Here is a 23,048-nt window from a genome sequence, read left to right as displayed (position 1 = left end):
CATGCACACCGAACAAATCCGCGAAATCGGCGCGAGCCTGCATCGGGCGCTGTCCGCGCGCCAGCCGCTGGGGCCACTGACCGAGACTTGGCCTGAGCTTTCCATCGACGACGCCTACCGCATCCAGCTGGCCATGGTGCAGCACCGGCTGGATGCCGGGGAGCGCGTCATCGGCAAGAAGATCGGCGTCACCAGCCGGGTGGTGATGGACATGCTCGACGTACGCCAGCCGGATTTCGGGCACCTGCTGTCCGGCATGGTGCATGGCGATGGCGCCGCCATTGCCGCCGATACGCTGATCGCGCCCAAGGCCGAGGGCGAGATCGCCTTCGTGCTGAAGGACGACCTGGAGGGGCCGGGCGTGACCAACGCCGATGTGCTGCGCGCCACCGCCTATGTGCTGCCGTGCTTCGAGATCGTCGACTCGCGCATCCGCGACTGGAAGATCCGCATCCAGGACACGGTGGCGGACAACGCGTCCTCCGGCGTGTTCGTGCTGGGCGATGCCGCGGTCGACCCGCGCGGGCTCGATCTCGGCACGGTCGGCATGACGCTGGAGAAGAACGGCGAGATCGTCGCCACCGGCGCCGGCGCCGCCGCGCTCGGCCATCCGGCCAACGCGGTGGCGTGGCTGGCCAATACGCTGGGGCGCCTTGGCATCGGGCTGAAGAAAGGCGAGGTGATCCTGTCGGGCTCGCTGGCCGCGATGGTGCCGGTCAAGGCCGGCGACCAGCTGCGCATCAGCCTGGGCGGCATCGGCTCGGCCGGCGTGCGCTTCATTTGATTTCTTTACCGCGTTGCGCGGGACATTGCCATGAACCTTACCCAAGACACCATCGAGCAGCTTGCCGAGCACCTGGAGAACGCCGAACTCAGGCGGGAGCCGGTGCGCAAGATCACCGACACCCATCCGGAGATGGACTGGGACGACGCCTATGCCATCCAGGACGCGATCCGGGCTCGCAAGCAAGCGCGGGGTACCCGCATCGCCGGCCTGAAGATGGGGCTGACGTCCTTTGCCAAGATGCGGCAGATGGGCGTGACCGATCCGGTCTACGGCTTCCTGACCGACTACGGCGCCTGCATGGACGGCGGCGCCATCGATACCGCCGCGCTGATCCATCCCAAGGTGGAGGCGGAGATCGCCTTCGTGCTCAAGCACCCGCTCAAGGGCCCCGGCTGCCATATCGGCGACGTGCTGGCGGCCACCGACTTCGTGCTGCCGGCGGTGGAGGTGATCGATTCGCGCTACGAGAACTTCCGCTTCGACCTGAAGAGCGTGATCGCGGACAACACCTCGTCGGCGCGCTTCGTGGTCGGCGGCACCCATCGCGGCGCCGAGGGGCTCGACCTGAAGAATCTCGGCGTGGTGCTGGAGAAGAACGGCGAGGTGGTCGCCACCGCGGCCGGCGCGGCGGTGCTGGGCCATCCGGCCAGCAGCGTGGCCATGCTGGCCAATATGCTGGGTGCACGCGGGCGGGAGCTGCCGGCGGGCACGTTCATCATGACCGGCGGGGTGACGGAGGCGATCGCGGTGGCGGCGGGCGACAGCGTTACGGTGCGCTATCAGCATCTGGGTACGGTGTCGATGCGCTTCGTCTGACCGCCATCCGTGGCTCGGGGCCGCTTTGTTCCGGGCCGCGCCTGCGGCGCGGGAGCGGTCCCGGAATGACTTTACACAACAGGAACAGGAGCGATGCCATGCCCATCATGCAAGTCTTCTTGATCGAAGGCAGGACGGAAGAACAGAAAGCCCGGCTGATCAGCGCGCTGACCGAGGCGGCGGTGGAATCGATCGGCGCGCCCATCGAATCGGTGCGGGTGATGATCACCGAGGTGCCCAAGACGCAGTTCGGCATCGCCGGCAAGACGGCGAAAGCGCTCGGCCGCTGAGGAGGCCGGCCAGCGCCGCTGGATGCGCAACCGGATGCGCGGCCGCTGTCCAGCGGCGGTCGGATCTTGCCTTGCCAATCGGTTGCCAGCGAGCACCAACATGGCGTTTGTGCAGTAGAATGCTCTCCGCGGGGGCCCTGACAGGGTATTCCCCGCTAGGGTCGCTGGCGCTGGACTGGCGGATTTCCCGGGCCGGGACGTTTCGAGCCGCGCCCGGGAAGGTAAGAGGAAACCCTGGGGATTCGCCGCAACGCCCGTAGCTGGCGTTCTATGGCGTCTGCAGCGAAGCGCCGGCATTGAGGAAACGCCGTGAAGAGGGAAGGCCAGCGCGTGGTTATTCAGGCAATCCCTGGACAATGCAAAAGAATATGGATCTCAATGACAACGCGCTGACAGGTGTTCAGCTTGAACAATTGCTGGACCGCCTCGACGCCGATCTGGAAGAAGGCAATGCAACCGAAGCGTCCGATTTGCTGGCCAGGTTGCGCGCCAGGCCTTTGCGGGCGGATTCGCTCGACACCATCGGCCGGCTGCACGCGCTGTGGATGCGCGCGGGAGATTCGGCGGCAGCGCGGGCGGTGGTCAATGACGATGGCGCCGCCGTGCTGGAAGCCGCGCCGCGCGAGGCGCGGGCCGAACTCAGGATGCGCCTGGCACTCTATCGCCTCCAGATCGCCAACTATCTCGACGAGGACGAGGCCACCCTGCTGGCGCTCGGGGAGATGCGCGCCATCGTTGCGGAAATGCCGGACCTGGACGCAGACGAATATCGGCAGCTCCGTCTGTTCGATAGCCTGGGGCTGGGCAAGCTGGACATTGCGCTGGCGACGGTCGAGTTGCGCAATGCATTGAACGGGGCCGTCGCGCAGCGTGCTGCCTTCCGTGCGTGGGACCACGCCGATTACCAGCGGCGGCGCGCCTGGGCCTTCTCGCGCAATGGCTGCCGCGACGAGGCGCGCGCAGCGGCGGGCGCGGCAATCGAGGCCTTGCAGACCACCGATGCGGATCAGGATGTCGACGATGACGACTGGCTGCGCCTGGGCAGCACCCTGATCGAGATCGTGCCCGAGCGTCTTGCGGTCTTCCAGCAGGCCGTAACGGCGCTGACGGCGGAGCGGTCCTTGCCGCAGCGCCGCGAAATCGAAGTGCGCCTGGCCAGGCTTGCGGCGCGCGCCCTGTATGCGCAGGGAGACCTGCCGGGCGCGCTGGGCGCCTGCGCCGCCGCGCGCTATAGCCTGTCCTCGGACGGCGGCGATGACTTCATCGAATATGAACTGCCGTGGCTGATGGAGGACCGGCGTACGGAAGACGCGGGCCGCCGGGCCTTCTTCGACATCTATCAGCTGGAAGCCGAGATGTGGGACGGCACCGCGCGGCTGGTGCACGCGCGGCTGGCCGATGCGGCCGACGACTCCGTCTGGTGGCCCCTGTGCGTCATGCGGGCCTGCAACACGCCGGAGACCCTGGAAGCCTTCGTGTCGGCGGCGCAGGAAAACGGGCAGGACCTGCGAGCCCTCTCGCCGGTGCATGAGGCGCTCTTTGGCGCCTTTGAAGGTTTTGGCGAGGGGGCCAAGGAGCAAGGCCTGCAAGCGGTGTTCGCCGCGGCGCGCTTGCTGGCCGAGCAGCGTTCGCCACGCCATCCGTGGATCGTGCGGCTGGCGGCCATGAACGATGCCGATGCCGGACGCATCGATGCCACCACGAAGTCGGCCCTGCTCTATGCGGCGGCGCAGGAAGGCGGCATGGAGGACAACCGGACGGCCTATTCGCTGTTCATGGCACGGGTGCAGTCGCTTGGGCCGGTGCAGGCGCTGAAGCTGCCGCCCCCTTCCCTGCCGAGCGGGTTGTGGGGCTACAACCTCGGGGTCTGGTTCGGGTCATTCGAGGAGGATGGCCTGGACAGTGTCCCGGCGGGGTCGCGGGACGAGGCATACGCCGATCTCATCAAGCTCCAGACCGCTGCCTACGAACAGGCGCTGGGGTGCATGGAGCGCTATTTCGCCAGCGGCAGCGGGCATCCGTACGACGCCTGCGCGCACCTCTACTCCATGCTGTGCAACAACCTGGCCATCAACTATCGCTACCACGATCAGCGGTACCAGGACGCCATCGAGCTGCATTTGCGGGGCATCGCGGCCAGCCCGTTCGCCGAACACTATGCCGGTGTCCTGAACGTGCGGATCCAGATGGGCGACCAGGAAGGCACCGTGAGCGCGGCCGAGCAGCTCTGGCACTTCGCCGCCGACCATGGCTACAGCCGGCATGATCCCAACGAGTACCTGGGCTCGGTGTCCCGGGCGCTATACGCTCTCGATCGCGACCGCGAGATCCCGATCTGGCTTGAGCGCCTGGTGAAGTGGCAGCGGGACGAGGGCCTGGACGAGGACAACCTGTCCACCGACGCATTGGGCGTACGTCTGCAATTGGCGTTCAATCTGGCGTATGGCAGTCCGGAACAAGCCTCGGCTTTGTGGAGCCGTCTTGAGCGGCAGGTCAATGCCAGCCAGGCGTCCTGGATTGTCGGCCTGGGCGCCGCCACGCTCGATGCGCTGCAGCGCCGGGCCGAGGCCATCGTGCTCTACGAGCGCACACTCGTCCTCAATCCACGCAGCAACGAAGACCAGCGCGCCGACGCCCTGGCGATAGAGGAAAAGCTGGCGCGCTACCGGGCCGAAGCACAGGCTCCCGCCAAGGGCTGGTGGAAATTCTGGAAATGAGCGCCGCCACACGGACTGTCGGCTACGCGCCGCGCAACGCGCTCAATGCCGCTGCGCTGAAATCGGGGATCGCCGCGCGCAGCCAGGCGCGCGGCGACGATGCCGCTGTGCGGGCCTGGCTGCTCAACCACTTCTATCGCCATCTCGTTGCCAACTTCGAGCCGGCAAGAAGGATGGAGTCGCTCGCGGATGCACGGCAGGCCTTGGGATCCGAGGCCATACCGGAATGGGTTGTGGCCCGTTTCGCTTCTTCGGCGAAGGCGGGCAGCGGCGCAGCGGCAACGCCGCTTCCGCTGGCGCCCGTGGTCTGGGTCGATCCCGCCGATCCGCAGCTGCTGGCCTTGGAAGCCCGGCTCGTCGAATTCCTGATGTCGCGCAAAGGCACGGCCCTGGCCGGCAAGCTCGACCGCATCAACTGCCCGCAGGCACTGGCGCTGTGGGACAGGGAACACGCCGAGATGGCCATGCGTATCGAGCGTGGCTACCGCCAGAGCCAGCCCGAGGCGCTGCGCACCTTGCTGCCGACGCCGAATGGCGTGTTCGTGGAGTTCCTGCCGGAGAGCGCGTCGCTGCGTGCCGAAATGGCCTTCGAAAGCTATGTCATGCGGCATTGCCTGGGACAATTCGCCGACCGGCGCGAGCTGGCCGGTGGCTACGGCGAGCGGTATGCCGAAGCGGTGGCGCACCGGCGGATGCGCTTGCTGAGTTTCCGCGATGCCGGCGGGCAGCCGCATATCACGATCAGCGTGGATGTCCTGGCCAATGGCGCGCTCGCCATCGATCAGGTCAAGGGCAAGCAGAACCGGCCGCCCATCGACCGCTACGTCGAAGACGTGCTGGCCTGCCTGAATGCGCTGGATACCGTCGAGGAAACGCCGGCCGACTGCATCGCCATCGGCGTGGTGCGCACGCCGGCAGGCTGGGAGCGCATTGAAAACGTGACCGATGCGGCAACCCAGACCCGCCTGGTTGCGCGCCATCCGCAGCTCTTCGTCAGGCTGCGCTCGCCGACGCCGATGGTGGAGTGGCTGGTCGCCGCGCGCCAGCCGGGCTTGCTGGCGGAGCGTCCGCCACGGGCGGCGGCGGTCGGCTATGCCGCCAGGCAGGCGCTGATGAAGAACGGAGACGGTCCCGGCCTGCATGGCATTGCCCCGGGAGTCGCCACCGAAGGCGTGCCATGGCCGGAACTGTCGCTATCGCGGGCGGCGGAGATCATGGCATTGCAAGCGGGGCAGCAATCGGGTTCGCAATGGGGTTCGCAACCGGGATGGTAATGGAGCATCGAAGCTGATGAACGTCTTCTACCTGCTTCTCGGGGGCTTTGTGCTGTGGCGGGTCTACCGTTACCTGCGCCCCTCGCGTCCGGCCGTTTTCACCCCGCGTAAGCAATGGGCATTGACCCTGGCGCAGCCCATGGTCGATGCCACGGGCATGACCGGCTTCTTCGACCCTGCGTCCGACCATATGACGGACAATGCGCGCGAGTTCTTCCGCGTGCAATTGCTGCACCAGATGGAATTCCGCGCCAACGCAACGGATGACGAGGCGCGCCAGCATCTGGCCCAGGTATTCGAGTCGCGATGGTTTCGCGCCGATCTGCATGCGCTGTTGCCGACCGACGATCCTCGCGCCGCGCTGGCGTTCGCCTGCGTCCGGATGGCGTTCTTCGCTCGCAACGTCATGTTGATGGGGTGGGTCGAACCCATGGCCGCATGGCGCGTGCTGTTGCTCAATGCCCAGCGCGCGCAGGACTGCTTTGCCAGCTGGGAGGACTTCGGGCATGCCTTTATCGCCGGCCGCCAGCAATGGGTCGCGGCATTCCGGGCGGACCCCTTGGGCAAGCCTTTCGACGAGGCGGCCTTGCGCCAGTTGCTGGCCCCGCCGAAAGGGGTCTGGGCGACGCTGGCATGGCCGGTCCTGCCGGCATTCAGCCCGCAGCCGCTGTGAGGCTGGCGCGGCCCCTCAGGCCTGCGCCGCCGTCATCTCCACGGATCGCCCGCGGCGGCGCTCCGAACGCCAGCAGGCCTTGTCCGCAGCCGTTCCCGGCAAGCCTCAGGTACGCCGCCACACCGGCGAATCGGCCACCACCACCCTGCGCGGCAGGATTTTCTGGCTGCCGAAGGCATCGGCAATACGCTGCTGCTCGTCGAGCGAAGCGGCGTCCACGGTCTGCACCTGGTAGGTGCGGCGGCGATTGGCCGCTTCCACGGTGGGCGCGTCGAGCCCGATGAGCGGCGCGTGCCATTGCGCGGCTGCAGCGGGATGTTGCCTGACCCATTCCCCGGCACGCCGCAGTTCGTCGTAGACCGCCGCCAGCACGGCGCCATGCCGCTGCGCATAGGGCGTGGCGGCCAGGTAGAAGCGCCGGTAGCTGGACAGCCCCTTGCCGTCGCGCAGGATGCGCGCATTGGCCTGGCGCTGCACCGCCGCCAGGAAAGGGTCCCAGATCACCCAGGCAGCCACGCTGCCGCGCTCGAATGCGGCGCGCGCGTCGGCCGGGCTCAGGTAGGCGGGCTCGATGTCGCGGATCGACAGCCCGGCGCCGGCCAGCGCTTCGAGCAGCAGGTAATGCGCGCCGGCGCCCTTGGCGAAGGCGATGCGCTGGCCCTTGAGTTGCGCGATCTCCCTGATCGGGGAGTCTTGCCGCACGACGATGGCCTGCGCCTCGGGCGAGGGCGTCTCGATGGCGTAGTAGGTCAGGTTGGCGCCCGCGGCAAGCGCGAAGGGCGGCACCGCGTCGGCCACGTCGGCGCTCAGGTCCAGATTGCCGATGTTGAGGGATTCGAGCAGCGGCAGGCCGGAGGTGAATTCATACCATTGCACCGACGCGCCCAGCGGCGCCAGCGCCTTTTCCAGCGTCTCGCGCGACTTGAGCAGGATCATCAGCGTCGACGATTTCTGGAAGCCGATGCGCAGCGTGTGCCTTGCCGTCTGCGCGTGCAGCGGCAGCGCCGCCATGCCCGTGGCGATCATGCCTCCCGCCACGATTCGCCGCCGCCGCTTGTCGAGGCCCTTCGCCATTGCCATTCCTCCAGTGCATTCATAGGTGCGATGAGCGCACAGGGTAGGTCAGCTCACGGCGGCCGGGAAGGAAGAAATTCGCGCTTGCTTATGCGGGGAGATGTCTGGCCTTGGCCGCGCCAGTACGCATGGTGCGCATGGTGCGCATGGCTTCTTACTTCTGATGTTAGCAACGTTACCTTGATGTTTCTGGTTCCAAAAGTAGAATCGTGTATCAATATCTGCGTTTTTCCGCGTGCGGTTTCACGGTAAGCATGCCGGGCCGCTGTCTTCTCGTGTATTTCAAGCAAGGGGATTAATCGATGCACCCATCGCACGGCGCGCGGAGAGGTGTCGCCGTTTATTTGAAAGATACGATTTAAATGACGGGTAGTTTTTTTGCGGACGGATTTATTGCAACACCATAAATAATGATCAACGCGGAGCCGATCGAAGCCGGCGCACCGGCCGCAAGCTCCGCCCCCCCAAAGGAGGCACGACGTATCATGGCGCAAGCAATGGGACTCAAGGTTCGCCGCTCGCTCGAGGCGTTGCAGGACGACTACATGCGGGGCGACAAGAAGCCGCTGGAAGATCTGATGCGCGCGTGGAAGGGAATCAAGGAACTGCCTCCCGACGATCCGCGTTCCTTCTTCATGCTCGGTGGCTTTCACGGCGAACCGTTCCGCGGCGCGGGCTGGGGGAATTCCTCCTACTGGGGTGGCTATTGCAACCACGGCAACATCCTGTTCCCCACCTGGCACCGGGTCTATCTGGTCAAGCTGGAGGCTGCCTTGCAGAGCATCGAGGGGTGCGGGGATGTCATGCTGCCCTATTGGGATGAGACCAGCGAGGCATCGCTGAAGCACGGCATTCCATGGGCGCTGACACGGGAAAACTTCACGCTCGACGGCGAGAAAATCCCCAATCCATTGCGCTCCTTCGTTTTCAACAAAGGCATTACCGACAATATCAACGGCGACGACCCGAACTACAGCAAGCCAAGTGGCTACGAAACGGTTCGCTATCCTTTATCGGGCCTTGTCGGTACCAGGCAGGACCGGGCCAGGACCGAGAAGCACAACGCCAGGTATCCCAGTCACGAGGAGAATGTGCACCTTCTCAATCGCAATGTGGTGAACTGGCTGACTTCGTATATCGTGGTGAACGGAAGGGTCATTCCCACCAACGTGAAGGCCAAGTACGCCGCTTGCCTGGACGCGCCCAACTACACGGTCTTTTCCAATACCACGTCGGCAGCGCAATGGAACGAGGACCGCGCCGCCGGCAGCGCGCCCATTGTCCCGCTGGAGTCCCCGCACAACAGCATCCACCTGGCTGTTGGAGGGTACGACGTGCCTGGCGGTCCGAACGCGGGCGACTTTTCCCCCATCGAAGGCGCCAACGGCGACATGGGCGAGAACGATACGGCAGGACTGGATCCCATTTTCTACTTTCACCATTGCTTTGTGGATCGCGTGTTCTGGTTATGGCAGAAGCGCAACGGCTTTACCGACCACCTCGAGGTCATGGCGGAATATCCGGGGACCAATTCGGTGGACAACCAGGGGCCGACCCCCGGGACGCAGCCCAATTCCTGGTTGACGCTGGCGTCGCCGCTCGACCCCTTCAAGAAGAACGAGGACGGTAAGGAGCGGCCCTATACGTCGCTCGATTGCATCAATATCGAGACGCAGCTGGGCTTTACCTATGGCCCCGGCTCGCTGGAAGGCCAGCCGAAAGCGCTGCTTGAGAGCGAGGCCGCCACCGGAGACAGCCGCAACGTGATCCAGGTGTCCGGGATCAATCGGGCACCGATCCGCGGCTCGTTCCTGGTGACCGCCTACGCCACGATCGACGGCAAGAGATATCCGGTAGGGACGGAGGCCGTGCTGAGCCGCTGGAGCGTGCAATATTGCGCGAACTGCCAGACGCATCTTGAAGTGAGGGCGTTCTTCCCGCTGCATGGGTTCAGGGCGGAGTCGGTGCAGGCTGCCAGTTTCGAGGTGGAGATCCGTACGCGCGATGGCGTGCTCAGGCAGGGTCAGCCGCTGGCGGCCGCGGCCACGGCGGGTGGCAGGAATCTGTTTCGGGTTGAGTTGAGATAGGCGATAAGGGGGAGGCGGTAGCCTTAATGGCTGTTTGAAAAAATGGAGTGGAGTGGTTGCCTGTTTTTGTCTCGGGGTTTTTTAGGGACCTGATTTAGGGTTGCAGGGCCTAAAGGCGGAGTGGCGTCGGGCTCTTGGGCAAATGGAGGTGTCACTTTTCTTTACTCGTAAAGAAAAGTAACCAAAAGAAAGCGATCCTTGCAGGAAGCTGGCTTATCGGGCTTGGTGGCTTTGCGGATTCGTGGTGGGCGCGGCGGTTCTAATAAACTGCTGGCGCTACCGGCACGAATGGCATTGCCGCTGCGGATGACGGTGGTTTCATTGTATGACCCATGAATGACGAACTCCCTTGCCCTTTCATGCATCTGCCGTTACCGGTTTATATGGCCACTTGATCATGAACGGCACGGGTTTCGTCGTGGGCGCGGTGGCTCCAGATTTAGCGCACTCAGATTCAAGCCGGGGCCACCGTGCCCACGACGAAACCAGCAGGGATCGGGAGGCAGTGGTCATTCGCGCCGGTAACGGCAGATGCGTGAGCTACCACGGGCCATTGCCATCAGGGGCGCTATACTGAAACCAGTGCCATCCGCATTGGCAATGCCGTTCGCGCCGGTAGCGCCAGCAGTCAGGCAGGACTGACGCGCCCACCACGAATCCGCAAAGCCGGCGAGCCCGACAAGCCAGCCCCCCTGCAAGGGGTCGCTTTCTTTTGGTTACTTTTCTTTACGAGTAAAGAAAAGTGACACCTCCATGTGCCCAAGAGCCCGACGCCACTCCGCCTTTTGGCCCTGCAACCCTAAATCATTCCCATAAAAAACTATAACTAGGCAAACTCCAATTCATGAATCTCTCTCTACCCGCCCGCTCGTAAAGAAGAGTAACCAAAGGAAAGCGATCCTTGCAGGAGGCTGGCGTGTAGGGCTTGGTGGCTTGCGGATTCGTGGTGGGTGGGGTGGCTCCGGATTGGATGGCCTGGTTCTCGGCAATCGGGCGGTCGTCGATCTCTTCTATATCCGGTAGTACGGGCGCGGACTGTTGTGACGCGGAGCGATGCCATGGATGCGAAATTGCGCGGCCGGCTGCATGGGTTTCGGCTGGTGCTGACGGGCCGGCCCGGCTTGGCCGGGCGCGTGCTGCTGTTTGCGCTGCTGGGCTTTGCCGCCGGCGATCTGCCCGTCCTGGTGCATGGTGCCCAGGCCAGCTGGGTATGGAGCTGTTGCAGCGCGATCGCCTGTGGCGCCGCCAGGTATGCCGCTGCGGCCTGGCGGCTTCACCGTTGCGTGCGCGGGACGATGCTGTTCTGCATCGTGGTGACCAGCGCGGGGACGGCGCTGGATTTCTCGCGGGTGCCGCCGGAGGCGATTCTCTACCTGTGCGGCGCAGGCCAGTCCGCGGGGTTCGGCTGGGACCAGCTGCTTGGCCACCTGCGCTGGTTCCCGGTGACCATGATGGCGATGCTGGCCCTGATCGTTTTCCGGCGTGGCGGTGTTCCGCGTGGCGCCCGGCGCGGCAGGACGGGGGCGGCATTGCTGGCGGCGTTGCGCATCGCGTTGGAGTTCGGCGCCATGTCGGTCCTGATGGTGCTGGGCATGTCCGCGATGGAGAAGCTCGCGCTGGGCCTGGGCGTGCCTTGGGTTGCCAACGGCATGGTCTGCGCCATGCTGACCGGCATGCTGGCATTCCTGCTGTTGAGCAACTGGGTTGCCGAGACCCTGGCGCTGGGCGCGGCCCGCGCGCGAGCCCTGAGGTCCGGATGAAAAAGAGCCCCGCATGGGGGCTCGCAGCGGGTGGGAGCGGCGGTGCGCCGCTCAACACGCAATGTTCAAATGCTCAACGCTGGTAGGCCGGCGGCAGGAAGCCCGCGAAACGCTGCTGCGTGGTGGCCTTGAATTCCGGCGACTGGTAGGCCTCGCGGATGTCCTTGACGAAGGGCTTGCCGGTGTCGGCGGTGCGCACGGCGACCAGGTTCATGTAGTAGTCGGGGATCTTCTCCAGGCTCAGCGCTTCGGTCAGCTTGAGACCGGAGGAGAGCGCGAAGTTGCCGTTGACGAAGGCGTAGTCCACGTCGTCGAGCGAGCGCGGCAATTGCGCGGCTTCGAGCTGGATCAGCTTGAGCTTGTGCGGGTTGCCTTCGATATCGCGCTCGCTGGCGCGGATGGGGTCGGTGCCGGCCTTCAGCGTGATCCAGCCGATCTGCTGCAGCATGGCGATGGCGCGCGCCAGGTTGGAGGGATCGTTGGGCAGCGACACCGAAGCGCCCGGCTTCACCTCGGTCAGCGCTTTGTGCTTGCGGCTATAGATGCCGATGGGGGCGGTGGGCACCTGGATCACTTCGGACAATTGCAGCTTGCGGTCGCCGGAGAACTTCTTCAGATAGGCCACATGCTGGAAGGCATTGGCGTCGATGGCGCCATCGGCCAGCGCCAGGTTGGGCTGCACGTAATCGCTGAACTCGACGATGGTGACCTTGTAGCCCTTCTTTTCCAGCAGGGGTTTGATGCCGTAGCGGATCTGGTCGGAATACGGGCCGGCGGTGGCGCCGAAGCGGATTTCCTTCTTGTCCGGATCGGCGGCGCCGGCGGTCTGGATAACGCCGAGCGCAAGGACGGCGGCAATCAGTCGAATCCCGAAACCCATTTTCATCAAAGCTCCCCTTATTCGTTTGCGTGCATCGTTGCTGCCGGCATGGCGGCAGATGAGGAGGTCATTGTAGGGAAGTTGATACGTTCAAGGAACGAGTAAAAATGCATGGTCTTATAACGCAGCCGCATAAAACGAGGGAGGCGGGCGGCGGCCATTGCGTCGCGGTATATGCATATGGCAATTGCGTCGTTGCGGGATAACCCGTATTGCCGCTAAGATTGAATCGTCTCCTCCATTCCCGCCAGGGAATTGGGTTTGCGCCCGCCTGAAACGGCGGGCGTTTTTATTTGTGCTTTGCCCAAGGTGGCGAAGGCGCTTCCGGTGGCTACCCTTGCCACGGGTTGAAAACAAGGAGGCCGGCGGCACCACGTGCCGCCGGCCTCTTCGACTGGTGCGCCCTGGCGCTACCCAGCCGCGCCTCAGGCCGCGGCCAGCGCGCGCTCCAGGTCTTCCAGCAGGTCGTCGATATGCTCGATGCCGATCGACAGGCGCACCATGTCCTCGCTGACGCCGGCCGCTTTCAGTTCGGCCGCGTCGAGCTGGCGGTGCGTGGTGGAGGCCGGATGCGTCGCCAGCGACTTGGCGTCGCCGATATTGACCAGGCGCGTGAACAGCTGCAGCGCATCGAGGAAGCGCGCGCCGGCTTCGCGGCCGCCGCTCTTCAGGCCGAACGACAGGATGCCCGGGCCGCGTCCGCCCAGGTAGCGCTGCACCAGCGCGTGGTCGGGATGCTCGGGCAGGCCGGCGAAGTTGACCCATTCCACCTTGGGGCTGGCCTTCAGGTGGCGTGCCACGGCAAGCGCATTCTCGGTGATGCGGTCCAGGCGCAGCGCCAGCGTCTCGATGCCCTGCAAGATCAGGAAGGCATTGAAAGGCGACAGCGCGGCGCCGGTATTGCGCAGCGGCACCACGCGCGCGCGGCCGATGTAGGCGGCTGCGCCCAGCGCTTCGGTATAGACCACGCCGTGGTAGGACACATCGGGTTCGTTCAGGCGCTTGAAGCGCGCCTTGTGCTCGGCCCAGGGGAACTTGCCGCTGTCGACGATGGCGCCGCCCACGCTGTTGCCGTGGCCGCCCAGGTATTTGGTGAGCGAGTGCACGACGATGTCGGCGCCATGCTCGAAGGGCCGGCACAGGTAGGGCGAGGGCACGGTGTTGTCGACGATCAGCGGAATGCCGTGGCTGTGCGCCACCTTGGCGATGGCTTCGATGTCGACGATATTGCCCAGCGGGTTACCCACCGACTCGACGAAGATCGCCTTGGTGCGCTCGTCCACCAGGTCGCCGAAGGCGGCGGGGTTGCGGCCGTCGGCAAAGCGGGTCTCGATGCCCGACAGCGGCAGGGTGTGCGCGAACAGGTTGTAGGTGCCGCCATACAGCTGGCTGGCCGAGATGATGTTGTCGCCCGCCTCGGCGATGGTCTGGATGGCATAGGTGATGGCCGCCATGCCGGACGCCAGCGCCAGCGCGCCCACGCCGCCTTCGAGCGCGGCCAGGCGCTGCTCGAGGACGTCGTTGGTGGGGTTCATGATGCGGCTGTAGATATTGCCGGGCACCTTGAGATCGAACAGGTCGGCGCCATGCTGCGCGTTGTCGAACGCATAGGCAACGGTCTGGTAGATCGGCACGGCAACGGCACGCGTGGTGGGATCCGGGGAATAGCCGCCGTGGACGGCGATTGTCTCGATTTTCATGATGTCTGCTTTCTTCTTGTTGGAAGGGTACTCAGGAGCGGGCATGGTAGCAGTCGTGGCTCCCGCCTGTCACGGCAGCGGGCCGCACCGGTCCGCTGCCTGTCCGCTTACTGGCTGGCCAGCGGGAAGCTTGCCTGCCAGACGTTGTCCCTCACCTTGATCGGGGCCGGGATCAGCTTTTGCTGGTGGAACAGGTCGGCCACCTGCTGCTGGCTGGCGACCACCTCCGGCGTGACCGGCGTCGCGCCATAGGGCACGCGCTTGAGCCAGGCCTCCACCACCGGGACCTCCAGGCCCACGGCGGGCGCCAGCAGCGCGGCCGTCTCGGCGGGGTTCTTCACCACCCAAAGGCCGGTGGCGCGCAACTGTTCGAGAATGGCGTTGACGATCTGCGGCTGGGTCTTGACGAAGCCGTTGCCGGCTTCGTAGAAGTTGAACGGGGAGGGCACGCCTTCATAGTCGGCGATGGTGCGTACCTTCAGCGCTTTCTGCGCCAGCGCGTAGTACGGGTCCCAGACCACCCAGGCGTCCACGCTGCCGCTCTCGAAGGCGGCCCGCGCATCGGCCGGCGGCAGGTAGATCGGCTGGATATCCTGCAAGCTCAGGCCATGCTTCCTGAGCAGTTGCACCAGCAGGTAGTTGGAACTGGAGCCCTTCTGCAGCGCGACGCGCTTGCCCTTCAGATCGGCCACGCTGCGCACGGGTGACTTATCGAGCACGAACAGTGCCTCATTGGTCTTGCCGCCGGGCTCTGCACCCACATAGACGAAGCTGGCGCGCGCGGCCTGGGCGAACACCGCCGGCGGCGCCCCGGTGTAGCCGAAGTCGACGCTGCCGGCGTTGAGCGCCTCCAGCAACTGCGGGCCGGCAGGGAATTCCTTCCACTCCACCTTGTAGCCCAGCGGCGCGAGCTTCTTCTCCAGCGAGCCCTGGGCCTTGAGCACGGCCAGCAGGCCGGCTTTCTGGTAGCCGACGCGTACCGCCTGCTCGGCATGGCCGGCGGCGGACCAGGACAGCACCGCGACAGCAAGGGCGCGGCCAGCGGCAGGCAGCCAGTGGCGGAAGGAATGCATGCGATTTCTCCGGGAGGGGGTCTTGGACCCCGGTTTGGGGTTTGGCAAGTGGCCCCTATGGTTACGAAATCGCGCAAGGAGGGGAAGGAAGCTTATTGCATTTGGATAGTACGAACCGGGGTGCAGCCTGGCCGCAAGGCTCGCAACCGCATGGAAAACCGCATTGGCCCCTGGTCGGATCGCGCGGCAACGATGCCGTGTTCGCCCCAGGCGATTTCAAGCGCGCACACCCCTGCGACACCTTGCCGCAGTCAGAAATGTTCTCGGAATGCATGTTGTTGGCAGTGCGATGCGAGGGGAAGCTGCATTGTCCGATTTTATGAACAGTGTGTTCAACATCACGGGTTTACCCTCTATGCTGCGTTGCGGTAGATTTCGCGCCACGATGTCAGACGTACCGAGACCCTCACCCAGATACCCCGTTTGCCCCTCGGGCAGACAGATCGGGCGTCGCCACGCAAACATCTTCCTGTGCGGACCACCGCTGTCCCACAACGATCCGTCCGATAAGGACCAAGCCAGCCTGCCCCTGATTGGCGCTTCGCCCGGCGCGCAGGCAGCTTGATCAAGATTTCCCCAGCCTTAAGCCTTTAAGCCCGCCTCTTGCGCCCGCATCAGGCAGTGAAACTGCGCCGCATGCCGTACCGTGGCCAACTAAACCAGTCGTGACATGAAGATACCCAGACTTCCGCGTTGGACGCGGTTACTGCCCTGCGCCGGCCTGTTGCTGGCCGGATGCAACATGACCGTGCTAGATCCGAAGGGCCAGATCGGCATCGACGAGAAAAACATCATCCTGATCGCGACCTGGCTGATGCTGCTCGTCGTGGTGCCGGTGATCGTGCTGGTCTTCACCTTCGCCTGGAAGTACCGCGCCAGCAACAAGTCGGCCCGCTACGAGCCGGACTGGTCGCACTCCACCGGTATCGAAGTGGTGGTCTGGCTGATCCCCTGCCTGATCATCCTGGTGCTGGGCATCATCACGTGGAAGTCCTCGCACGACCTGGACCCGTACAAGCCCATCGAATCCAACGTCAAGCCCGTCACGATCGAGGCGGTAGCGCTGAACTGGAAGTGGCTGTTCATCTATCCGGACCTGGGCATCGCCACGGTCAACGAGATCGCGTTCCCGGCCAACACCCCGGTGAACTTCAAGATCACGTCCGATTCGATCATGAACTCCTTCTTCATCCCGCAACTGGGCAGCCAGGTGTATGCGATGGCGGGCATGGAGACCAAGCTGCACCTGATCGCCAACGAGAACGGCACCTTTGACGGCATGTCCGCCAACTACAGCGGTGGCGGCTTCTCCGGCATGAAGTTCAAGGCCAAGGCAGTCTCCAACTACGACTTCGAACAATGGGTCAAGCAGGTCCGCGCCTCGTCCAGCCAGCTCACCCTGGCCGACTACAGCGAACTGGCCAAGCCGAGCGAGAAGAATCCCGTGGCGCTCTACGCCAAGGTCGATCCGCAGCTGTACCACGGCATCCTGCACAAGTACATGGACGGCGCAGGCGGCGCGATCGCCGGTAACGGCACCTCGTTCGGTCCTGTCTGCACCTCGCGCAACACCCTTGGCGTGAGCCAGGAGGTGTCCATGGCCGCGCCCGCTACGCCGGCGCCGGGCTCGAATTCCTAGGAGTTAAGATGTTTGGCAAATTGAGTTTGGATGCCATCCCGTTCCACGAGCCCATCATCATGGGCACGTTGTCGATGGTGGCCCTGGGTGGCTTGGGCTTATTCGCCCTGATCACCTATTTCGGCAAGTGGAAATGGCTGTGGAGCGAGTGGTTCACCTCGGTGGACCATAAGAAGATCGGCATCATGTATTCGGTGGTTGCACTGATCATGCTGCTGCGCGGCTTCGCCGATGCCGTCATGATGCGTACCCAGCTGGCGCTGTCCACCAATGGCGCGCCCGGCATCCTGCCGCCCGAGCACTACGACCAGATCTTCACCGCCCACGGCGTGATCATGATCTTCTTCGTGGCCATGCCGCTGATGACGGGCCTGATGAACCTGGTCGTGCCGCTGCAGATCGGCGCGCGCGACGTGGCGTTCCCCTTCCTCAACACGCTGAGCTTCTGGCTGTTCGTGGCCGGCGCGATGCTGGTCAACGTGTCGCTGGGCGTCGGCGAGTTCGCGCGTACCGGCTGGCTGGCTTATCCGCCGCTGTCGGGGATCGCGTACAGCCCTGGCGTGGGGGTGGATTACTACCTCTGGAGCTTGCAGATCTCGGGCCTGGGCACCTTGCTGACCGGCGTCAACTTCCTGGTGACCATCCTCAAGATGCGCGCCCCGGGCATGACCCTGATGCGCATGCCGGTGTTCACCTGGACCGCGCTGTGCACCAACGTACTGATCATCGCCGCTTTCCCGGTGCTGACCGTCACGCTGGGCCTGCTGGGCCTTGACCGCTACCTGGGCATGCACTTCTTCACGAACGAGATGGGCGGCAACGCCATGATGTACGTGAACCTGATCTGGATCTGGGGCCACCCCGAGGTGTATATCCTGATCCTGCCGGCGTTCGGTATCTTCTCGGAAATCATCTCGACGTTCTCGGGCAAGAAGCTGTTCGGCTACAAGGGCATGGTCTATGCGACCAGCGCCATCATGGTGCTGTCGTTCCTGGTCTGGCTGCACCACTTCTTCACCATGGGTTCGGGTGCCAACGTCAACGCGTTCTTCGGCATCACCACGATGATCATCTCCATCCCGACCGGGGTGAAGATCTTCAACTGGCTGTTCACCATGTACCGCGGCCGCGTGCAGATGACCACGCCCGTGCTGTGGACGCTGGGTTTCATGGTCACCTTCGTGATCGGCGGCATGACCGGCGTGCTGATGGCAGTGCCGGCGGCTGACTTCGTGCTGCATAACAGCCTGTTCCTGATTGCCCACTTCCACAACGTGATCATCGGCGGCGTGCTGTTCGGCTACCTGGCCGGCATCACCTACTGGTTCCCCAAGGCCTTCGGCTTCAAGCTCGACGAGCGCCTGGGCAAGTGCGCGTTCTGGTGCTGGATCATCGGTTTCTACCTGGCCTTCATGCCGCTGTACGCGCTGGGCTTCATGGGCATGACCCGTCGCCTGAACCACACCGATAACCCGGCGTGGAACCCGTACCTGTACGTGGCCGTGGTTGGCGCGCTCTTCGTTGGCCTCGGCATCGTGTTCCAGGTCCTGCAGATCGTGGTCAGCGTGCGCCGCCGCAATGAACTGCGCGACGTCACCGGCGATCCCTGGGGTGGCCGTACCCTGGAGTGGGCGACTTCGTCGCCGCCGCCGTTCTACAACTTCGCGCACACCCCGGTGGTGCGTGACCTCGACGCCTTCGCCGACATGAAGGCGCGTGGCGAAGTGCCACAGATGCAGGCGCACTACGAGCAGATCCACATGCCGAAGAACACCGGCGCCGGCTTCTTCATCGGTGCCTTCAGCCTGGTGTTCGGCTTTGCGCTGACCTGGCATATCTGGTGGCTGGCGGTGGTTGGCCTGGTGGGCATGATCGCCAGCTTTATTTTCCGCAGCAACGACGACCATATCGACTACTACGTGCCCGCACGCGAAGTCGAGGCAGTCGAAGCGTCCCATTTCCAGCGCATCGCGTCACAGGCCTGAACCATGACGACTGAAGTCCTACAGCGATATCCCGCGCATGGCGCCGCCGAGGCGCATGCCCACTCGCACGATCATTCGCACGACCACGCCCACCACGACACCAGCGCCAATACGGTGTTCGGTTTCTGGGTGTACCTGATGAGCGACTGCATCATCTTCGCCGGCCTGTTCGCCGCCTTCGCGGTGCTGCGCGGCGAAGTGGCGGGCGGTCCGTCGGGCCGGGAACTGTTCGAGTTGAACTACGTCCTGGTCGAGACGTTCCTGCTGCTGTTTTCCAGCCTGACCTCGGGCATGGCGATGATCTCGCTGCACAACGGCCAGCGCGCCCGCCTGCAGTTCTGGCTGGCGGTCACGTTCGCACTGGGTGTGGCGTTCATCGGCATGGAAATCAACGAGTTCCATCACATGATCGCAGAGGGCGCGGGTCCCGAGCGCAGCGCCTTCCTGTCGTCGTTCTTCACGCTGGTGGGTACCCACGGCCTGCACGTGGCCAGCGGCCTGCTGTGGATGGCCGTGCTGATGTGGCAGATTTCCCGCAAGGGCCTGACCGCCACCATGACCAAGCGCCTGGCCTGCTTCGCCTTGTTCTGGCACTTTCTGGACATCGTCTGGATCGGCGTGTTCACCGTGGTCTACCTGATGGGAGCGATGTAAATGGAACACAGCAACGTCTCTACCGCCGCGCATGGCTCGCACGGCACCACGTCGGCCGGCGCCAGCCACGGCAGCGTCAAGTCCTACGTGATCGGCTTCGTGCTGGCGGTGATCCTGACCGTCATCCCGTTCAAGCTGGTGATGGGCGGCACGCTGGAAGCCTCCACCACGCTGGCCGTGATCCTCGGCCTGGCCGTGGTGCAGATCGTCGTGCACCTGGTCTACTTCCTGCATCTGGACAGCTCCTCGGAGCAGCGCTGGAACGTGATGGCCCTGGCCTTCACCGCGCTGATCCTGCTGATCGTGGTGGCGGGTTCGCTGTGGATCATGCACAACATGAACAGCAATATGATGGTGCACTGAAGGGTTATCCCTCCGGCGCAAGCAGCGTAACGACAAAGGCGGCCTTCGGGCCGCCTTTGTCGTTTCCGGTCTTCGGCATGGCGTTCGGGCTGGTGGCGGGTCAGCAAGGGGTGCAGGCCCGGCGTCACGAGGGTGGAAACTCGGCTAAGTCCTTGAATCCATGTTGTATACAACAAATTGTGATGAGATGGCATTCTCGGTTTCCGGGCAGGACTTCGCGAGGAGTTTAGGCCGTTTTCGGCACTCGATATCCATGTTTACCCTCAAATCATTGCTTTGGCATTGCCTCCCTCGTTCCGAATGAATACACTCTGTATCCGTCAAGTGCCGCCTGGTCCTGCGCGGCACGGCAAGCCCCCACAGAGACAAGCATCATGGATACGGACAACGACAACCTCAGTGACAGCAAGGCCGGCGCCAGCGCCTCGCAGGCGGTCCGGGCCCTGCTCGGATTGCGCGAGCTGATCCTCGGCGGCGAGCTGCCGGCCGGCGGGCGCATCTCCGAGCTGTGGGTGGTCGACCGCCTCGGCGTGTCGCGCACGCCAATCCGCGCGGCGCTGATCCGCCTGCAGGAAGAGGGGCTGGTCGAGCCGATTCCCTCCGGTGGCTTTGCGGTGCGTTCCTTCGCGGAGAGCGAGATCAGCGACGCCATCGAACTGCGTGGCACCATGGAAGGCCTGGCCGCACGGCTGGCCGCCGAGCGCGGCGTGGGCCAGACCATGCTGAACGCGCTGCGCGACTGCATCGCGCAGATCGATATCGCGCTCACCGGCGAGCTGACCGCGGTGAAGTTCTCCCAATACGTCGACCTCAACGAGCGCTTCCACCAGTTGCTGGCCGAAGCGGCCGGCAGCGCGCTGGTGGCACGGCAGATCGAGAAGGTCACCAATATGCCGTTCGCCTCCGCAAGCGCCTTCGTCATGGTGCAGTCCATCGACGAAAGCGCGCGCGAGATGCTGCTGCTCGCCCAGGCCCAGCACCGCTCCGTGGTCGAGGCCATCGAACAGCGCGAAGGCGCGCGCGCCGAAGCGCTGATGCGCGAGCACAGCCGCATCGCCAACCGCAACCTCAAGATCGCCCTGCAGAACCAGCAGGCGATGTCGCAGGTGCTCGGTGGCAGCCTGATCCGGCGCGCGGGCCGAACGGCCTGAGCGCACCCGGCTCACCCACCGGCTCACCACCACTCTCATTCGCAACGCAACTGATTCCTGGCGCCTCGGGCGCCGGGAGGGGATAGTCATGTTCCTGAAAAATACCTGGTATGTCGCCTGCACGCCCGACGAACTCGCAGGCAAGCCGCTCGGCCGCACGATCTGCAACGAGAAGATGGTGCTGTACCGCGACGGCGACGGCACCGTCGCCGCGCTGGAGGACTTTTGCCCGCACCGCGGCGCGCCGCTCTCGCTGGGCTTCGTGCGCGAAGGGCAACTGGTGTGCGGCTACCACGGCCTGACCATGGGCCGCGATGGCAAGTGCGCGGGCATGGCCGGGCAGCGCGTGGGCGGCTTTCCGTCGATCCGCAGCTATCCGGCGGTGGAGCGCTACGGCTTCGTCTGGGTCTGGCCCGGCGACGCCGCGCTGGCCGACGCCGCGCTGATCCCTCATCTCGAATGGGCCGTGAGCCCGGACTGGGCCCACGGCGGCGGCCTGTATCACATCGGCTGCGACTACCGCCTGATGATCGACAACCTGATGGACCTCACGCACGAGACCTATGTGCATGCGTCCAGCATCGGCCAGACGGAGATCGAGGAATCCGCGCCGTCCACCCGTACGGACGGCGATACGGTCGTCACCAGCCGGCACATGGAAGGCATCATGCCGCCGCCGTTCTGGGCCGCCGCGCTGCGCGGCAACGGCCTGGCCGACGACGTGCCTTGCGACCGCTGGCAGATCTGCCGCTTCGCGCCGCCGAGCCACGTCATGATCGAGGTCGGTGTGGCGCATGCGGGCAAGGGCGGCTATCACGCCGAGCCGCAGCACAAGGCGTCGAGCATTGTGGTGGACTTCATTACGCCGGAGACCGAGACCTCGATCTGGTACTTCTGGGGCATGGCGCGCAACTTCAAGGCCGACGATGCCGAACTGACCGAAACCATCCGCGCAGGGCAGGGCAAGATCTTCGCCGAAGACCTGGAGATGCTGGAAGCGCAGCAGCGCAATCTGCTGGCCAACCCCCAGCGCAGGCTCCTCAAACTGAATATCGACGCTGGCGGCGTGCAGGCGCGCAGGGTGCTGGACCGCCTGCTGCAACAGGAACAAGCGCAGTCGCGGCCGGCGGAGGGCGCATGATGCTGGTCAGGATCGCAAGCAAGACCGCCGCGGCGTCGGGCATCGCCGTGTTCGATCTGGTCGCGCCCGACGGCAGCCAGCTGCCGTCCTTTACCGCCGGGGCGCACATCGACGTGCACGTCGGCAACGGACTGGTGCGCCAGTACTCCCTGTGCAACGACCCTGCCGAGACGCACCGCTACCGGATCGGCGTGCTGCGCGATCCTGCCTCCCGTGGCGGATCGGCGTCCATGCATGCGCTCGAGCCGGACGCCATGGTCGAGATCAGCGAGCCGAAAAACCACTTTCCGCTGCAAGCCGATGCAGGGCACTCCATCCTGCTGGCCGGTGGCATCGGTGTCACCCCGATCCTCGCCATGGCCCAGCAGCTTGCGCACGCCGGCGCGTCGTTCGAGCTGCATTACTGCACCCGCACGCCGGAGCACACGGCGTTCCGCGAACGGCTCGCCCAGGACGATCTCAGGGGCCGCACGCATTTTTACGTCGACGAGCCGGCCGGCCATCGCGCCGACCTGCCGCGACTGCTGGCCGCCCCCCAGGCCGGCACGCACCTTTACGTGTGCGGCCCCGCCGGCTTCATGGACGCGGTGCTTCGCCAGGCGAAGGAAGCCGGCTGGCGCGATGCGAACCTGCACCGGGAATACTTCGCCGCGCCGCAGGCGCCTGGCGCCGCCAAGGGGGCATTCCAGGTGAAGGTGGAGAGCTCCGGGCTGGTCATCGATGTCGAGCCGGACCAGACGGTGGTGCAGGCGCTGTCAGCCAACGGCGTGGAGATCCAGACCTCCTGCGAGCAGGGCGTCTGCGGGACCTGCCTGACGCGTGTGCTGGCGGGCGAGCCGGACCATCGCGATGCGTACCTGACCGACGAGGAGCGCGCCGCCAACGACCAGTTCCTGCCTTGCTGTTCACGTGCGAGGACGAGCCTGCTTGTGCTTGATCTGTAGTTGCAGTGCTTTTTTATGCAGTGCTTCTTCATTAAAAAAA

At 64.7% G+C, this 23,048-nt stretch carries 20 protein-coding genes; 15 read left to right on the top strand and 5 right to left on the bottom strand.

Going from position 1 to position 23,048, the window contains the following annotated elements; genetic code table 11:
- The first annotated feature begins 1 nt into the window (after position 1).
- The 6 genes from dmpE to AC3FOF_RS32770 all read left to right on the top strand — a co-directional run bounded on the left by dmpE (position 2) and on the right by AC3FOF_RS32770 (position 6,557).
- Positions 2 to 784, top strand: a complete 783-nt coding sequence (dmpE, locus tag AC3FOF_RS32795) for a 2-oxopent-4-enoate hydratase (RefSeq protein ID WP_276268044.1) — start codon at positions 2 to 4, stop codon at positions 782 to 784.
- 30 nt (positions 785 to 814) lie between these two features.
- The gene (gene dmpH, locus AC3FOF_RS32790) at positions 815 to 1,603 is read left to right on the top strand and encodes a 2-oxo-3-hexenedioate decarboxylase (RefSeq protein WP_017227966.1); all 789 of its coding nucleotides are present in this window, start codon (positions 815 to 817) and stop codon (positions 1,601 to 1,603) included.
- Positions 1,604 to 1,668: 65 nt separating this feature from the next.
- Positions 1,669 to 1,893 carry a 2-hydroxymuconate tautomerase gene (gene thmT / locus AC3FOF_RS32785; protein ID WP_276268043.1) on the top strand — a complete coding sequence of 75 codons (225 nt, stop codon included), beginning with the start codon at positions 1,669 to 1,671 and terminating at the stop codon, positions 1,891 to 1,893.
- Between the two features lie 368 nt (positions 1,894 to 2,261).
- Positions 2,262 to 4,610, top strand: a complete 2,349-nt coding sequence (locus AC3FOF_RS32780; protein WP_488728985.1) for a hypothetical protein — start codon at positions 2,262 to 2,264, stop codon at positions 4,608 to 4,610.
- Positions 4,607 to 5,884 (top strand): hypothetical protein, encoded by a 1,278-nt coding sequence (locus tag AC3FOF_RS32775; protein ID WP_488728984.1) that lies wholly within the window; start codon positions 4,607 to 4,609, stop codon positions 5,882 to 5,884. The genes AC3FOF_RS32780 and AC3FOF_RS32775 overlap by 4 nt, the downstream gene beginning before the upstream one ends.
- 16 nt (positions 5,885 to 5,900) lie before the next feature.
- Complete coding sequence (locus AC3FOF_RS32770) at positions 5,901 to 6,557, top strand: DUF1266 domain-containing protein (protein ID WP_488728983.1); 657 nt, start codon at positions 5,901 to 5,903, stop codon at positions 6,555 to 6,557.
- Positions 6,558 to 6,662: 105 nt separating this feature from the next.
- On the opposite strand, the gene AC3FOF_RS32765 is transcribed toward AC3FOF_RS32770, so the two are convergent.
- Positions 6,663 to 7,631 (bottom strand): aliphatic sulfonate ABC transporter substrate-binding protein, encoded by a 969-nt coding sequence (locus AC3FOF_RS32765; RefSeq protein ID WP_488728982.1) that lies wholly within the window; start codon positions 7,629 to 7,631, stop codon positions 6,663 to 6,665.
- A gap of 485 nt (positions 7,632 to 8,116) precedes the next feature.
- On the opposite strand from AC3FOF_RS32765, the gene AC3FOF_RS32760 reads away from it, so the two are divergent.
- Positions 8,117 to 9,718 (top strand): tyrosinase family protein, encoded by a 1,602-nt coding sequence (locus tag AC3FOF_RS32760; RefSeq protein ID WP_488728981.1) that lies wholly within the window; start codon positions 8,117 to 8,119, stop codon positions 9,716 to 9,718.
- Between the two features lie 161 nt (positions 9,719 to 9,879).
- On the opposite strand, the gene AC3FOF_RS32755 is transcribed toward AC3FOF_RS32760, so the two are convergent.
- Positions 9,880 to 10,083 carry a hypothetical protein gene (locus AC3FOF_RS32755; protein WP_488728980.1) on the bottom strand — a complete coding sequence of 68 codons (204 nt, stop codon included), beginning with the start codon at positions 10,081 to 10,083 and terminating at the stop codon, positions 9,880 to 9,882.
- Positions 10,084 to 10,776: 693 nt separating this feature from the next.
- Between AC3FOF_RS32755 and AC3FOF_RS32750 the strand changes: the two genes are divergently transcribed.
- Positions 10,777 to 11,478 (top strand): hypothetical protein, encoded by a 702-nt coding sequence (locus AC3FOF_RS32750; RefSeq protein ID WP_488728979.1) that lies wholly within the window; start codon positions 10,777 to 10,779, stop codon positions 11,476 to 11,478.
- 73 nt (positions 11,479 to 11,551) lie between these two features.
- Here the strand turns inward: AC3FOF_RS32750 and AC3FOF_RS32745 are convergent, their stop codons facing one another.
- The 3 genes from AC3FOF_RS32745 to AC3FOF_RS32735 all read right to left on the bottom strand — a co-directional run bounded on the left by AC3FOF_RS32745 (position 11,552) and on the right by AC3FOF_RS32735 (position 15,131).
- Positions 11,552 to 12,364 (bottom strand): MetQ/NlpA family ABC transporter substrate-binding protein, encoded by an 813-nt coding sequence (locus AC3FOF_RS32745; RefSeq protein WP_035813102.1) that lies wholly within the window; start codon positions 12,362 to 12,364, stop codon positions 11,552 to 11,554.
- A gap of 419 nt (positions 12,365 to 12,783) precedes the next feature.
- Positions 12,784 to 14,058, bottom strand: a complete 1,275-nt coding sequence (locus AC3FOF_RS32740) for an O-acetylhomoserine aminocarboxypropyltransferase/cysteine synthase family protein (protein WP_276264683.1) — start codon at positions 14,056 to 14,058, stop codon at positions 12,784 to 12,786.
- A 107-nt stretch (positions 14,059 to 14,165) separates the two neighbouring features.
- The gene (locus AC3FOF_RS32735) at positions 14,166 to 15,131 is read right to left on the bottom strand and encodes an aliphatic sulfonate ABC transporter substrate-binding protein (protein WP_017227976.1); all 966 of its coding nucleotides are present in this window, start codon (positions 15,129 to 15,131) and stop codon (positions 14,166 to 14,168) included.
- Positions 15,132 to 15,801: 670 nt separating this feature from the next.
- On the opposite strand from AC3FOF_RS32735, the gene cyoA reads away from it, so the two are divergent.
- From cyoA to AC3FOF_RS32700, 7 genes are all read left to right on the top strand, one after another.
- Complete coding sequence (gene cyoA, locus AC3FOF_RS32730) at positions 15,802 to 16,770, top strand: ubiquinol oxidase subunit II (RefSeq protein WP_035813107.1); 969 nt, start codon at positions 15,802 to 15,804, stop codon at positions 16,768 to 16,770.
- Between the two features lie 8 nt (positions 16,771 to 16,778).
- The gene (gene cyoB, locus AC3FOF_RS32725) at positions 16,779 to 18,755 is read left to right on the top strand and encodes a cytochrome o ubiquinol oxidase subunit I (protein WP_488728978.1); all 1,977 of its coding nucleotides are present in this window, start codon (positions 16,779 to 16,781) and stop codon (positions 18,753 to 18,755) included.
- 3 nt (positions 18,756 to 18,758) lie between these two features.
- Positions 18,759 to 19,409, top strand: a complete 651-nt coding sequence (gene cyoC / locus AC3FOF_RS32720; RefSeq protein WP_017227979.1) for a cytochrome o ubiquinol oxidase subunit III — start codon at positions 18,759 to 18,761, stop codon at positions 19,407 to 19,409.
- Complete coding sequence (locus AC3FOF_RS32715) at positions 19,410 to 19,772, top strand: cytochrome o ubiquinol oxidase subunit IV (protein ID WP_017227980.1); 363 nt, start codon at positions 19,410 to 19,412, stop codon at positions 19,770 to 19,772.
- A gap of 374 nt (positions 19,773 to 20,146) precedes the next feature.
- Positions 20,147 to 20,923: a GntR family transcriptional regulator gene (locus AC3FOF_RS32710; protein ID WP_488728977.1), complete on the top strand. Its 777-nt coding sequence runs from the start codon at positions 20,147 to 20,149 to the stop codon at positions 20,921 to 20,923.
- A gap of 88 nt (positions 20,924 to 21,011) precedes the next feature.
- Positions 21,012 to 22,064: a Rieske 2Fe-2S domain-containing protein gene (locus AC3FOF_RS32705; RefSeq protein ID WP_488728976.1), complete on the top strand. Its 1,053-nt coding sequence runs from the start codon at positions 21,012 to 21,014 to the stop codon at positions 22,062 to 22,064.
- The gene (locus AC3FOF_RS32700; protein WP_035813135.1) at positions 22,064 to 23,008 is read left to right on the top strand and encodes a PDR/VanB family oxidoreductase; all 945 of its coding nucleotides are present in this window, start codon (positions 22,064 to 22,066) and stop codon (positions 23,006 to 23,008) included. The genes AC3FOF_RS32705 and AC3FOF_RS32700 overlap by 1 nt, the downstream gene beginning before the upstream one ends.
- Positions 23,009 to 23,048: the final 40 nt, after the last annotated feature.

The organism is Cupriavidus sp. 96C5-1 (assembly GCF_057798855.1).
Note: the sequence above shows the minus strand (reverse complement) of the source record. Positions and strands in the feature narration are given on the sequence as shown.